The organism is Shinella sp. OV683 (genome assembly GCF_057787725.1).
Window position 1 is genome coordinate 2,125,015 of sequence record NZ_CM173543.1, and the last position, 12,600, is coordinate 2,137,614.

Below are 12,600 nucleotides of genomic sequence, written 5' to 3' on the forward strand. Positions count from 1 at the left end.
GCAAAATGAATCCGCTTGCAGGCGCAAGCGGTTGAAAGCGAGTGTTTTTACTGTGTGCCGGACGGCGGCACGAAGGTCTCGCCGTTCCATTCTTGCAGCACAAATGGATTGACCGCGAGCTCATGGGCTTTGGTGAACTGGATCTTACCGAGAACCGTGTCGAATGGCGTATCGACCAGCGCATCCGGGAGCGGTGATCCGCTGCCCGTAGCGATTTCCTCGGCATCGAGGACGATGGCCACCGCTGCATGTGCCGGCAACACGTAGCCCTCGGCCGACTTGCCATCCTTTGCGGCGAGATCGACGACTGGCTTGGCGGCGGGCAGGGTGGTGTAATCCGGCAGGGTGACGGCCAGCACGCCTTTTTCGAGCGGGACACCCTGGTCGTTGCCGTTGAGGGAATCGCCGCCCATGAACGTCAGCGGCAGGTTCGCCGCCTTGGCGTCGCGTGCCATCACCGACATGTCGCCGCGATCGGCGGCGGCAAAGACATTGGTGACGCCGGCCTTGGCCAGGCGGCGGAGCAATTGGGTCTGCACTTCCTGTGCGGGACGGAAATTGTCGATGAAGGTCGCCTTCATTCCCTTGACCTCAAGTGCTTCGCGCACCGTCTCCGAGGTCTCGCGGCTGGTAATGGTGCCGTCGTCGAGCAGTGCGAAAGGCTTGCCTTTCCAGTTGGCGAAGATTGCCTCGACGATCTTGTCGCGCTCCGCAGTCGGCGAGGGCGCGAGGCGGAAGAGTGGCCAACCCTTTTTCAGGGCGTCTTCCATGACGATCGAAGCACGCACGGAGAGCGTGATGGCTGGGATCTTGGCCTTGGCTAGCACATCCAGGCCCGGTTCAAGCGAATCCGTGCAGAGGAAGCCGACGGCAGCAATGGCGCCTGAGCTAACGATATCGTTGGCGATGGCAGTGCCGGAACCCTCTTCGCAGCTTTCCGGAATGACGATGATCTCAGCCCGGCTGTCGGCAGCAATCCTCGCGCCGTCGACCACCTGCTGGCCCAATATCGCAAGATTGCCGTCCTGTGGCGCGACAACGGCAATCTTCGGCCCGGCCGCGAGCGCGAGCGATGGCGACAAGGCAAGCGTGAAGGCGGCGATAAGGACGTGGCGGTTCATTGCGGCTATTCCAGTTCGAGGCGAATGTAGCCCGAGGGGCAGCAAGCGCAAGCAGAAGCGCGCCGATCCCCGAATTTGTCCAGACTTTTCCGCTTGCGAGTTTCGACTTTCTCAATTGTTGTCCTATATAACCACATCATGCTGAACCGAGATCTTGCTCCGCTGTCCATGGAAGATGGCAAAATTTATCGAAACGCGATGGCACGCTATGCAGGCCACGTACAGGTCGTCACAACAGCGCTGCACGGCGTCCGCCGCGGTGTTGCGATCACCGCCGCCTGCTCGGTATCCGATAACCCGCCGACAGTGTTGGTGTGCCTGAACCATGACAACGAGAAGAACCACATCTTCTTCGAGAGCGGTGTCTTTGCGCTCAATTCGCTGGCGGGCCATCATCAGGCGCTCAGCCATGCCTTTTCCGGGCTCGAAAAGCTGTCGATGGAGGAGCGTTTCGCCAAGGGCAACTGGGATACGCTGGTGACCGGCGCGCCGACGCTGGCGGATGCAATCGCCACTTATGACTGCCGTGTCGTCAAGCTGGTGCCGCATGCCACCCACACGATCGTCATCGGAGAAGTCGCAGCAATGCGACTTGGCGGCAAAAATCCGGCGCTCGTCTATATGGACCGTTCCTACCATACGCTGTAATCTCCATGGAGAAATGCCCGGCTCCGGCCAGGCGCTCTGGAGTGAACATGGATCAATCCGCAAAAACCGCCTTGCCCGCAACGATCGACGAAACGATCGCCATGCTGGAGGCAAACGACTATGTGGCCGGGCGTTCGCTTGCCACTGTCGTGTTCCTGGCCCTGAAGCTGAAGCGACCGCTTTTCCTTGAAGGCGATGCCGGCGTCGGCAAGACAGAGATCGCCAAGGTGCTGGCGAAGTCGCTCGGCCGCGAATTGATCCGGCTGCAGTGCTACGAGGGGCTCGACGTTTCCTCGGCGGTCTACGAGTGGAACTATCCTGCCCAGATGCTTGACATCAGGCTGGCTGAGGTGGAGGGGATCAGCGACCGCAAGCGGCTCGAAGGCGATCTGTTTTCGGAGAAACATCTGATCCGCCGGCCCGTGCTGCAGGCGCTATCGGCTTCAAGCGGCGGAGCGCCCGTCTTCCTGATCGATGAACTCGACCGCACAGACGAAGCCTTCGAAGCGTTCCTGCTCGAGATTCTTTCGGATTTCCAGGTGACTATCCCGGAACTCGGCACCATCAAGGCCGATGAGCCGCCGATCGTCATTATCACCACCAATCGCACCCGCGAGGTGCACGATGCGCTGAAGCGTCGTTGCCTCTATCACTGGGTGGACTATCCCTCTTCGGCGCTGGAGCTGGAAATCATTCGACGCAAGGTGCCGGGCTGCAACATGGCGCTGGCACAGGAAATCGTCGGCTACGTGCAGAAGCTCAGGACGCTCGACCTGTTCAAGAATCCCGGCATCGCCGAAACCATCGACTGGGCGACCGCGCTGACCGAACTCGATCGTGTCGCGCTCGATCCCGAGACGATTTCTGATACGGTTGGAGCGCTCTTGAAGTATCAGGATGACATCGCCCGTATCAACGGTTCGGAAGGCCGGCAGGCGCTCGATGCCGTCAAGGCCGAGCTCAGGGCGACGGGGTAATGTTGAAACCTGCGGCAAACAGCGACGGGATCGTGGTGCCGCGCGTTCCGCTCGGGGATGGACGCTTTGCCGACAATATCGTCTATTTCGGACGAGTGCTGCGGCGCGCCGGTCTGAAGATCGGGCCGGGAGCCATCCGTGACGCGATTGAATCCGTCACAGTGATTGGCATCGGTTCGCGCGAGGAATTCTACACGGCGCTGTTCTGCAATTTCGTCAAGCGGCACGAGGATCAGGCGGTGTTCGACGAGGCCTTCCGGATCTTCTGGCGGCCTCGGGATTTCGAGGGCAAACTGATCCAGATGCTGTCGCGGATGACGCCCGATATCGGCGAGAAGGACAGGCCAAAGGCTGCCGCCGCCCGTGTCTCGGAATCACTTTGCGCTGAGCGGCCTGACCGCGAACGGCAGCGCGAGGAAATCGAGATCGATTCCCGCTTTTCGGTCTCGGAACGTGAGGTGTTCCGCAAGACTGATTTTGCGCAGATGTCGGCGCGTGAGCTCAACGAGGCGCGGCAGCAACTTTCCAGGCTGATTCTGCCGATGGACGACGTGCGGACCCGTCGTTTTCAGCCGTCGTCCAAGGTGGCGCGCATCGATCCACGCGCGACGCTGAAGGCGGCGATGAAGACAAGTGGCCAGCTGATCCTGCCGAAGTGGCGCAAGCAGAAAACTATCCATCCGCCGCTGGTGATCATAGCTGACATTTCCGGCTCGATGAGCCAATATACCCGCATCTTCCTGCATTTCATGCATGTGCTGACCGAGCGCCGTCGACGCGTGCATACGTTCCTGTTTGGGACGCGGCTCTCCAATGTCACCCGCGCCATGCGCCATCGCGATCCCGATGAGGCGATTGCCATGTGCACGGCGGCCGTCAAGGACTGGTCGGGCGGAACGCGGATCGGCGAGACGCTGAAGGAGTTCAACAAGCTCTGGGCGCGCCGGGTGTTGTCGCAGGGGGCGATCGTGCTGCTGATCACCGATGGGCTGGAGCGCGATGATGCGGAGCTGCTCGAGCAGGAGACCGACCGGCTCCATCGCTCCTGCCGGCGGCTGATCTGGCTCAATCCGCTGCTGCGTTTCGACGGCTTCGAGGCGCGGGCGCGGGGCGTACGCGCAATGGTGCCGCATGTCGACGAGCTGCGCGCGGTGCATAATCTCGATGCCATCGGCGATCTCGCCACGGCGCTTTCGGGCGGGCGGGCGAGAGATGCGGATCCCAGACGATTCATGACCTCGACATGAGGAGGAGAGATGACTGACATAGCTGAAATTCGCGACCCGCTGGACATCGCCGAGGCGTGGAAAGGCGAGGGGCGCAATGTGGCGATCGCCACCGTCATCGAGACTTGGGGCTCGGCACCGCGGCCTGTCGGGTCGCATCTGGTGATTGATGCCGACGGCAATTTCGAGGGTTCCGTGTCCGGTGGCTGCGTCGAGGGGGCAGTGATTTCCGAGGCGATCGACGTCATTTCCTCTGGTACGGCCAAAATGGTGGAATTCGGGGTGGCTGACGAGACCGCCTGGCGGGTGGGACTATCCTGCGGGGGCAAGATCGCCGTCTATGTCGAGAGGATCGGCTGATGCGGGGCGAGCATCTCGCTGATATCAATGCAGCGCGCCGCGCGCGTCGTGCGGTGATCCTGGTTACCGATATCGCAACAGGCGCGGGCCAGGTGATTGTCGAGGGCGCGCAGATCAATGCCGTTCTGCGGGCCGATGCCGAAAGGGTGTTCAGAACCGGCAAGTCGGGGCTGGTGGAACTGGATGGCAGGAAGCTGTTCTTCAATGTCCAGGTCCCGCCGCTACGGATCGCAGTGATCGGTGCGGTGCATATTTCCCAGGCACTGGCGGCGATTGCACCGATTGCCGGTTACGATCTCCGGATCATCGATCCGCGCACCGCATTTGCGACGCCCGAGCGCTTTGCCGGCGTCGATCTGACGGCGGACTGGCCGGAAGACGTATTGCGGGAGAGGCCGCTCGATGCCTATACGGCGCTGGTTGCGGTCACCCATGATCCGAAGATCGATGATTTCCCGATTGCCGAGGCATTGAGGACCGGATGCTTTTATGTGGGCGCGCTCGGCAGCCGCAAGACGCATGCAAAGCGTGTCGAGCGTTTGATGGCGACAGGGATCAGCGATGATCTCATTGCACGGATCGATGCACCGATCGGCCTTGATATCGGCGCCCAGAGCCCCTCGGAAATAGCTGTTGCGGTGATGGGGGCGATCATTCAGGCTTTCCGCAGGCGGACGCTTCAGGGAGCCGCATGATGAAGAGGGCGACGGCAAGCAATATCAGGCGACGTTCTGCCCTGGCATGACGTTACGGCACCTTACCTAAGGTCAGTTAGCGTCGGATTCGACCGAGCCGGTCGGTGTCTTGAAGTCGAGGCCGCTGTCGTCCGGCAGGAAACGTGGTCCGATGATGCGGATCTTGTCGCTGGGCTGGTAGGCGCGCTCGGCTGTCTTCGGCTTGACTTCGGCCACTTCCTTGGCCGGTTTCAGCCCGCCGCGCAATTCAGGTTTGATCCAGGTGATCGAACTCTGATTGACCGGCTGGCTGGCAGGGTCCTTCACATAGGCTTCGCGCTTCATCATTTCCTTGTAGTAGAGCGAGAAATTGCAGCCGCATTGGCCTTTGTTCTCGACGCTCTCCGTGCGGAAGCGATTGGCGTTGGGCAGCTCATCGTAGGCGCGACCCGTGGTCGTCGAGCGCATGTCAGCGCTCTGTTGGCTGATCGAATGGTAGAATAGTTCTGTCTCCGTGCCGGGGCACATCATCGAGCAGACCTGTGCATCGCGCCGGAAATTCCGGCTCGATGCATTGGAGGACACCGGAAAGTAGGCGCCGTCGCATGTGCGAACACACATGGTCCGGAAATTGCCGTTGGCGGCGGCACCGCCGAGATCGACAAACTGGCTCTCGCCATAATCGGGGTCATCAGACGGCACCCGGATCGTCTCGAAGCCGTCGGGATCGTCGCGGACAAGGGGTTGGGTGTCAAAACCGTCGTCCGGAGCGCTTGCAAACATGGGCTCGTCGTTGCAACCGTTTTTGTCCAGTTCGCGAACCAACTGCTGGCGGGCAAGGCCGCTCTGGTTGTCGGACAGAAGCGAAATCCGCTTTTCCTCCAGGATGTCGAGATTGCGCTCCATGCGCGCCTGCTTGGCTTGCAACTCACCACATTCTGCATCCGGTTCGCTGTCAACAACCACCATACTGCCGGCAGAACAACCATTCTGGCGCATGACAAAATCGAGTTTGCGGAGGCTGGCCTTCTGGTCGGCGATGGCGCGGGCGAATTTGCGGGCGTCGGACTGCGCGTCCGACATATCCCGAAAATTGGCAAGATCGAATCTCAGCTGCTCGCAGATTGCCGACGCGGATGCCGGGCTCGCAATGCCCGATGCGACCAGCAGTGTCACCGCGGCTGTCACGACATGTCTGAACATGATGAATTCACTCGCACGGTGGATGTGGGACGCGGGGTCGATCGGGCAGGGAAATGCCTTGGGATCAACATAGCATTCCGTGGGTGACGATGTCCTAAAACAATGAAATTGGGCTTAATGAGTGCAGTTAACGGCCGTTGTCATAAAGGTGAAACAGGACTCTGCTTTTCCAAAGCATGAAATATTGGCGGAGCAGGTCGATGGTAGACGCAGGCGAGAATGACGAAAACCGCAGGTTCCGGACGCTGTTTATTTCCGACATCCATCTGGGCTCAAAGGCGGCCAAAGCGGACTTCCTGCTCGATTTTCTCCGCATCCATGATGCCGAGACCATCGTGCTGGTGGGCGACATCGTCGATGGCTGGCGGCTGAAGCGTTCCTGGCACTGGCCGCAGAACTGCAACGATGTGGTGCAGAAACTGCTGCGCAAGGCCCGCAAGGGCGCCCGCATCGTCTATATCCCCGGCAATCACGACTCCTTCATGCGCGATTATCCCGGAATTCACTTCGGCGGGATCGAGGTGGAGAAGAGCATCATCCACGAAGCGGCGGACGGCAAGCGCTACCTGGTGCTGCATGGCGACGAGTTCGATGTGGTGGTGCGCAACGCCAAGTTCATCGCCCATCTCGGCGATTGGGCTTACGACACCGCGATTGCACTGAATGTCTGGATCGCCCGCGCACGACGCGCGCTTGGCCTGCCCTATTGGTCGTTTTCCGCCTGGGCCAAGCTGCAGGTCAAGCGCGCCGTGAATTTCATCGGCGAGTTCCAGCATGTTGTGGCCGAGGAAGCGCGCCGGCACAATGTCGACGGTGTGATCTGCGGCCATATCCACCACGCGGTGATCGAGGATATCGGTGGCATCCGCTACATCAATACCGGCGACTGGGTGGAAAGCTGCACGGCGATCGTCGAGCATTTCGATGGCCGGATGGAGCTCATCCGCTGGCAGTCGCTGACGGAAGCCACGCCGATCAGCGGCCCGATGGTGCCGGTTCGGCTGCTGACGCACGACCTGCCGAAGGCAGTGCAGGCGGCTTGAGCGAGTAAAAGAAGCCTCTCCTTCATTTGGCAGCGCTGATAAAATGGTAGATACGGTCGATCATGTCGTTGTCGAACAGACCGGCGGCATGGCCAGCGCCTTCGATGGTGTCAAACGTTACGGGAGCCTTTGTCAGGGCGACAAGTTCGCCGGCCGAACTTATGGGGACGAGTTGGTCCAGATCGCCATGAAAGACCAGCATTGGCGCCGCGATGCGAGGCATGTCGAGATCGCTGCGGAACGGCGACGTTAGCAAAGCCGATATCGGAAAATATGGCAGCTTGCTTCGCACGAGTGACAGCATCGATCTGAAGGGCGAGACCAGCACGACGCCAGCGACGGGACGATTGGCCGCGACATGAATGGCCGGAGCCGTGCCAAGCGACTGGCCGAATGGGACAATTGGGTGATCTGGATAGGTCTGCCTCGCCCAGTCGAAGATCTCGAGCGCATCGACAAGCATCTTCTCGCCGTCGGCTTCGCCTGACGAGCGCGGATAACCGCGCGCGGCTGGTGCGACGATGCCAAAACCGCCAGCCATCCAACCGACATAGAGAAATCCGTAGCTCTCGGGATAACTGGCATTGCCATGAAAAAGGATGACAATCGGCTTTCCTGGCTGTGGTGGACTTGCAAACGCGAAGATCTTGATGCCGTCAGATGTGGCGATCTCTACAGATTGCATACCATAGTTCGTGCCGAAATCCTCGGCACCGGATGGCAATGGACTATAGGCTCCGGGAAACAGGAAGCGGCCCTGGTTTGCATAGAGATAGGACGAGGCAGCGAGATAGATTAGGCCAGTGACAACCGCCAGAATCTTGAGCGTGGTCATGAAGAACGTCATGCCGAGACCATAGCGGTGTTTGGCACCGCTGCAAGGCGAGGTAGAGATCTTTGTTGCTGGAATGCAATCGTTTACGACTATTTTTGCACGACCATAATTCGGGCTTTTAGCGAATCTATGCCGATGATAGGGCTATAAATATTCAAACCCTTTGACTCCCGAAGGACAGGTGCGGCGCGGCTCCCACGCGATCGTGCCGGCTGACTTGGATTCTATGATGTACCATCAGACCGTGCCGGCCAACCGGCAGGATGCGCCGCGACTTTTTGCGCTCAGGGCAGCACTTCTGTTTTGCGCTCCGATGATGGTCAATGGTATTGGTCTGCCGTATTTTCCTGTCTTCCTTGATTATCTGAAGATGAGCGCGGCCGAGATCGGCATCATCCTCGCCGTGCCGCATCTTGTGCGCATGATCGGCACGCCGCTCGGGGCTATGGCAGCGGACCGTTCCAGTGATCGCTCGCATGTGCTCTTGTGGTCGGCGACGATTTCGTTCTGCACGGCGGTGGCGATGCTCTACACGCATTCGTTCTGGGCGGTGCTGATCGTCTATGCGCTGCAGGGCATTTTCTACGCGCCCTATGCACCAATCGCGGAAGCCATCCTGATCACCGGTGTTCGCCGCTGGAGCTTCGACTATGGTTTCCTGCGTCTCTGGGGTTCGGTGGCATTCATCGTCTCGACTGTTGTCGGTGGTTGGCTGTTTGGGCTGTTCGGTGGCGCCATGGTCATTCCGTCAATGGCAGGGTTCTTCCTGCTGACGGTGCTGATGGCCATACTCGCGCCGAAGCTTGGGCGCTCCGAGATGCCGGCGGCGGAGCCGGTCGGTGGGGTTCTGAATGCGCATAATCCACTCTGGCGACCGGATTTTGTACTGGTTACCGGGGGGGCGGCTCTGGTGCAGGGCAGCCACGGCATGCTGTTCAGCTTCGCCTCGATCTACTGGGAGAAAAGCCTGGGCTTCTCCGGTGGAGAGATTGGCCTTTTCTGGATGTCGGGGGTCGTTGCCGAGATCACCATGTTCATCATCTCAACGTGGCTTATGTCGCGCTTCAGCATCTGGACGTTGATCCTGACCGGCAGCGTCGTGGCTGTGGCGCGCTGGCTGATCTTCCCGCACATCACAGGCTTCCTGCCACATCTGGCGCTGATGGCGACGCATGCCTTCACATTTGCCACCATCCATATCGGCATCCAGCGGTTCCTGATGACGCGGGTGGGCGAGACGCGCGAGGCATCGGCGCAAGGTTTTTACCAGACGTTCATCGCGCTCTTCAACGCCATCATCATTCTCTGTTCCGGCTATATCTACGGCAGGTTCGGGGTGCACGGATTCTACATCATGGCGGTGCTAGCCGTGATCGGCATTCTGATGGTGCTCGCGGCGATGCTGCGTCAGCCCCAGAGAGTCCGTTTCGGCGGATAGACCAGGGAGTCCTTATAGGTCAGTGCCGGCTCGCAATCGCGCGCCAGCAGCAACGGCCCATCGAGATCGACGAACTCGACGCCTTGTGCCAGTAGTACCGCCGGCGCCATGGCCAGCGACGAGCCGACCATGCAGCCGACCATTATCGAAAAGCCGAGCCGTTCTGCCTCGTGCCTCATCCTGAGAGCCTCCGTCAGCCCGCCTGATTTGTCGAGCTTGATATTGACGGCGTCGTAGCGGCCGAGAAGTCCGGCGAGATCGGCTGAGACATGGGCGCTTTCGTCGGCGCAGATCAGCATGGGATGGTCGATCTCGGCGAGGATTGTATCCTGGCCGGCGGGCAGGGGCTGTTCGACCAGCGCCACCTTGCATTCGGCCGAGACTGCCAGATGATGACGAATGTTGGCTTCGGTCCAGCCTTCATTGGCGTCGAGGATCAGGGTGGCATTGGGAGCGGCGGCGTGGACGGCGCGGATGCGGGACTCGTCATCGTCGGTGCCCATCTTGATCTTGAGCAGCGCGCGATGGGCATATTGCGCCGCCTGTCTCGCCATCGCCCCAGGTGTATCCAGCGACAGCGTATAGGCTGTCGTGAGCGGTTGAGGTGAGGGCAGGCCGAGGGTGGTCGCGACGCTAACGCCGCTCAGCTTGGCCTCAAGGTCCCAAAGGGCGCAATCGACGGCATTGCGCGCCGCGCCCGGATGCAGCAGCGCCTCGATTTTGGACAGGGATGCGCCGTCGGCGATAACGTCGGCCACACGCCTGATTTCGGCTTCCACACTCTCCAGCGTCTCGCCGTAGCGCCTGTAAGGCACGCATTCGCCGCGCCCAGTGATATCACCGTCGGTGATCGTGCAGATGATCACGTCGGCCGAGGTTTTGGAGCCGCGTGAAATCTTGAATTCACCGGCGATCGGAAAATGTTCGATTGTGGTATCGAGGTGACGCGGCAAGTCCAATTCTCCCTGATTTTTCAACAATGGCCGCTCGTGCCTTGATCATCCCCAATGTAGATGTCAAAACCGCAGCGCGCCTGTCGAATCGTCGCTTTTGCTCACTATAAAGCAGAGGTTGGCTGGCGCCGCCACGTCCAGCACAAAGGAACCGCCAAATGCCGGATTCGGCAGAGACCGCCGGCCTGAGTATTGATTATCCCGGCAGCGGACTGATGGTCCGGATGACCGGCGCGTGGCTCAGCACGACTATCTCGGCAATCGACAAGCAGATGAAGGAGCTGGAACAGGCTCAAGTCTCCGGCTCTGCAAAAGTTGACCTCAGCGGTATCACCAGCCTGGATACGGGTGGCGCCTGGATCATCCGGCGGTTGCTGACGGCACTGCAGAAGACGCATTCCGATCTTTCGGTCAGCGATGCGCGACCGGGAATGACAGAACTGATTTCGGCGTTGCCCGACAGTTTACCCGTACCGGAAGTCATCAAGAAGAAGCGCACTCTGTTCGATCGCATTTTCTCGCCGGTGGGTAGGCTGGTCGCAGACCTGGCCGACGATGCGATGAGTGCGTTGAGCATTATCGGATCGGCGGTGCGCGGGGCGCAGCTGAAGCTCGGGCGGGGCAGCGGCCTTTCGCCGGCAGCAGTGTTTACCCAGCTCGAGCATATGGGCGTCAATGCCGTGCCGATCATTGCGCTGATGTCGTTCCTGATCGGGGCGATCATTGCCCAGCAGGGCGCGTTCCAGCTTCGCTATTTCGGCGCAGAGGTGTTCGTCGTCGATCTTGTCGGCATCCTGCAATTGCGCGAGATTGGGGTTCTTCTGACCGCGATCATGGTGGCGGGCCGTTCCGGCAGCGCGATCACGGCTGAAATCGGCTCGATGAAGATGCGCGAGGAAATCGATGCGCTGCAGGTCATGGGGCTCAACCCCGTTGGTGTGCTGGTCTTCCCACGATTGCTGGCATTGACCATTGCCCTGCCGCTACTTTCGATCATTTCCAACTTCGCAGCCCTTGGCGGAGCAGCTGTCGTCGCCAATCTATATTCAGGTATTACGTTCCAGGTGTTTCTCGGCCGCCTGCAGCAGGCGATCGACCTGTCAACGGTGGTGTCAGGCCTGCTCAAGGCGCCTTTCATGGCGGTGATCATCGGCATCGTTGCTGCTGTCGAAGGCATGAAGGTCGGCGGCAGTGCTGAATCGCTTGGCCGGCAGGTGACGGCTTCGGTGGTCAAGGCGATTTTCGTCGTCATCCTCGTGGATGGCTTGTTTGCCATCTTCTACGCGGCAATCGATTTTTAGGGTGATGGATGATCGTTGAAGCCAAAGAAAATGCCCAAGGGAGCCGCGAGGTGGTGCTGTCCGTTAAGGACGTGACCGTGGGCTTTGGCGACAATATCGTCCTCGAAAACCTCAACCTCGACATCTACCGTGGGGAAATCCTTGGCTTTGTGGGTGCGTCCGGTACAGGCAAGTCGGTGCTGATGCGCACAGTGTTGCGACTTTTGCCACGACGCGGCGGCACCATAGAGATGCTGGGCGCGGACTATGACAGCATGCCCGCCGACGAGCGCTACAAACTGGACATGAAGCTCGGCGTGCTCTTCCAGCACGGCGCGCTGTTTTCGGCGCTGACGGTGAAGGAAAACATCCAGTTTCCGATGCGCGAATATCTCGACATGCCGCAGGGCTTGATGGACGAGTTGGCGCGCCTGAAGATCGAACTTGTCGGGCTGGCGCCGGAGGCGGGTGACAAGTTCCCGTCCGAACTGTCCGGCGGCATGATCAAGCGGGCGGCGCTGGCGCGCGCTTTGGCGCTGGATCCGGCACTGGTATTTCTCGATGAGCCCACGTCAGGCCTTGACCCCATTGGTGCGGCAGAATTCGACCAGCTGATTGCCAAGCTGCGCGATACGCTGGGGCTGACCGTTTACATGGTAACCCATGATCTCGACAGTCTATTTTCGGTGTGTGACCGAATTGCAGTGCTCGGCAAAAAGCGTGTATTGGTGGAGGGTACGATCAAAGATATGCTTGATTGCCCGGATGAATGGGTTCAGTCCTATTTCCGGGGAAAGCGAGCTCGTTCCATTCCTGGATTTGTCGCAAATGCATAAGAACAG

At 59.9% G+C, this 12,600-nt stretch carries 13 protein-coding genes; 9 read left to right on the plus strand and 4 right to left on the minus strand.

What is annotated here, in order from left to right:
- Positions 1–47 precede the first annotated feature (47 nt).
- A complete protein-coding gene (locus ACXHRN_RS10155) occupies positions 48–1,121 on the minus strand; it encodes a branched-chain amino acid ABC transporter substrate-binding protein (RefSeq protein ID WP_488641192.1) in 1,074 nt (357 codons plus the stop codon).
- 198 nt (positions 1,122–1,319) lie between these two features.
- Between ACXHRN_RS10155 and ACXHRN_RS10160 the strand changes: the two genes are divergently transcribed.
- From ACXHRN_RS10160 to ACXHRN_RS10180, 5 genes are read left to right on the plus strand one after another with little or no spacing between them, the layout of a single operon-like run.
- The gene (locus tag ACXHRN_RS10160) at positions 1,320–1,769 is read left to right on the plus strand and encodes a flavin reductase (protein WP_488641193.1); all 450 of its coding nucleotides are present in this window, start codon (positions 1,320–1,322) and stop codon (positions 1,767–1,769) included.
- A gap of 47 nt (positions 1,770–1,816) precedes the next feature.
- Positions 1,817–2,746: an AAA family ATPase gene (locus tag ACXHRN_RS10165; protein ID WP_488641194.1), complete on the plus strand. Its 930-nt coding sequence runs from the start codon at positions 1,817–1,819 to the stop codon at positions 2,744–2,746.
- Between the two features lie 2 nt (positions 2,747–2,748).
- Complete coding sequence (locus ACXHRN_RS10170) at positions 2,749–3,993, plus strand: vWA domain-containing protein (RefSeq protein ID WP_488641879.1); 1,245 nt, start codon at positions 2,749–2,751, stop codon at positions 3,991–3,993.
- A 9-nt stretch (positions 3,994–4,002) separates the two neighbouring features.
- Complete coding sequence (locus ACXHRN_RS10175) at positions 4,003–4,332, plus strand: XdhC family protein (protein WP_488641195.1); 330 nt, start codon at positions 4,003–4,005, stop codon at positions 4,330–4,332.
- Positions 4,332–5,027, plus strand: coding sequence for an XdhC family protein (locus ACXHRN_RS10180; RefSeq protein ID WP_488641196.1), 696 nt, complete (start codon positions 4,332–4,334; stop codon positions 5,025–5,027). The genes ACXHRN_RS10175 and ACXHRN_RS10180 overlap by 1 nt, the downstream gene beginning before the upstream one ends.
- A 72-nt stretch (positions 5,028–5,099) precedes the next feature.
- On the opposite strand, the gene ACXHRN_RS10185 is transcribed toward ACXHRN_RS10180, so the two are convergent.
- Positions 5,100–6,209 (minus strand): DUF2865 domain-containing protein, encoded by a 1,110-nt coding sequence (locus ACXHRN_RS10185; protein ID WP_488641197.1) that lies wholly within the window; start codon positions 6,207–6,209, stop codon positions 5,100–5,102.
- A 200-nt stretch (positions 6,210–6,409) separates the two neighbouring features.
- On the opposite strand from ACXHRN_RS10185, the gene ACXHRN_RS10190 reads away from it, so the two are divergent.
- Positions 6,410–7,252 (plus strand): UDP-2,3-diacylglucosamine diphosphatase, encoded by an 843-nt coding sequence (locus ACXHRN_RS10190; protein ID WP_488641198.1) that lies wholly within the window; start codon positions 6,410–6,412, stop codon positions 7,250–7,252.
- A gap of 22 nt (positions 7,253–7,274) precedes the next feature.
- On the opposite strand, the gene ACXHRN_RS10195 is transcribed toward ACXHRN_RS10190, so the two are convergent.
- Positions 7,275–8,087, minus strand: coding sequence for an alpha/beta hydrolase (locus ACXHRN_RS10195; RefSeq protein ID WP_488641199.1), 813 nt, complete (start codon positions 8,085–8,087; stop codon positions 7,275–7,277).
- Between the two features lie 226 nt (positions 8,088–8,313).
- Here ACXHRN_RS10195 and ACXHRN_RS10200 point away from each other — a divergent pair, with 226 nt between their 5' ends.
- Positions 8,314–9,525: an MFS transporter gene (locus ACXHRN_RS10200; RefSeq protein WP_488641200.1), complete on the plus strand. Its 1,212-nt coding sequence runs from the start codon at positions 8,314–8,316 to the stop codon at positions 9,523–9,525.
- On the opposite strand, the gene dgcA is transcribed toward ACXHRN_RS10200, so the two are convergent.
- Positions 9,495–10,478 carry an N-acetyl-D-Glu racemase DgcA gene (gene dgcA / locus ACXHRN_RS10205; RefSeq protein WP_488641201.1) on the minus strand — a complete coding sequence of 328 codons (984 nt, stop codon included), beginning with the start codon at positions 10,476–10,478 and terminating at the stop codon, positions 9,495–9,497. The genes ACXHRN_RS10200 and dgcA overlap by 31 nt on opposite strands.
- A 158-nt stretch (positions 10,479–10,636) precedes the next feature.
- Here dgcA and ACXHRN_RS10210 point away from each other — a divergent pair, with 158 nt between their 5' ends.
- Together ACXHRN_RS10210 and ACXHRN_RS10215 are read left to right on the plus strand one after the other, a co-directional pair.
- A complete protein-coding gene (locus ACXHRN_RS10210; protein ID WP_488641202.1) occupies positions 10,637–11,779 on the plus strand; it encodes an MlaE family ABC transporter permease in 1,143 nt (380 codons plus the stop codon).
- A gap of 8 nt (positions 11,780–11,787) precedes the next feature.
- The gene (locus tag ACXHRN_RS10215; RefSeq protein WP_488641203.1) at positions 11,788–12,594 is read left to right on the plus strand and encodes an ABC transporter ATP-binding protein; all 807 of its coding nucleotides are present in this window, start codon (positions 11,788–11,790) and stop codon (positions 12,592–12,594) included.
- Positions 12,595–12,600 lie beyond the last annotated feature (6 nt).

Excerpts from the sequence above, each read along its gene's own strand:
- ACXHRN_RS10155 (WP_488641192.1), bottom strand. The coding sequence starts at position 1,121 with ATGAACCGCCACGTCCTTATCGCCGCCTTCACGCTTGCCTTGTCGCCA.
- ACXHRN_RS10160 (WP_488641193.1), top strand. The coding sequence starts at position 1,320 with ATGGCACGCTATGCAGGCCACGTACAGGTCGTCACAACAGCGCTGCAC.
- ACXHRN_RS10165 (WP_488641194.1), top strand. The coding sequence starts at position 1,817 with ATGGATCAATCCGCAAAAACCGCCTTGCCCGCAACGATCGACGAAACG.
- ACXHRN_RS10175 (WP_488641195.1), top strand. The coding sequence starts at position 4,003 with ATGACTGACATAGCTGAAATTCGCGACCCGCTGGACATCGCCGAGGCG.
- ACXHRN_RS10180 (WP_488641196.1), top strand. The coding sequence starts at position 4,332 with ATGCGGGGCGAGCATCTCGCTGATATCAATGCAGCGCGCCGCGCGCGT.
- ACXHRN_RS10185 (WP_488641197.1), bottom strand. The coding sequence starts at position 6,209 with ATGTTCAGACATGTCGTGACAGCCGCGGTGACACTGCTGGTCGCATCG.
- ACXHRN_RS10190 (WP_488641198.1), top strand. The coding sequence starts at position 6,410 with ATGGTAGACGCAGGCGAGAATGACGAAAACCGCAGGTTCCGGACGCTG.
- ACXHRN_RS10195 (WP_488641199.1), bottom strand. The coding sequence starts at position 8,087 with ATGACCACGCTCAAGATTCTGGCGGTTGTCACTGGCCTAATCTATCTC.
- ACXHRN_RS10200 (WP_488641200.1), top strand. The coding sequence starts at position 8,314 with ATGATGTACCATCAGACCGTGCCGGCCAACCGGCAGGATGCGCCGCGA.
- ACXHRN_RS10210 (WP_488641202.1), top strand. The coding sequence starts at position 10,637 with ATGCCGGATTCGGCAGAGACCGCCGGCCTGAGTATTGATTATCCCGGC.
- ACXHRN_RS10215 (WP_488641203.1), top strand. The coding sequence starts at position 11,788 with ATGATCGTTGAAGCCAAAGAAAATGCCCAAGGGAGCCGCGAGGTGGTG.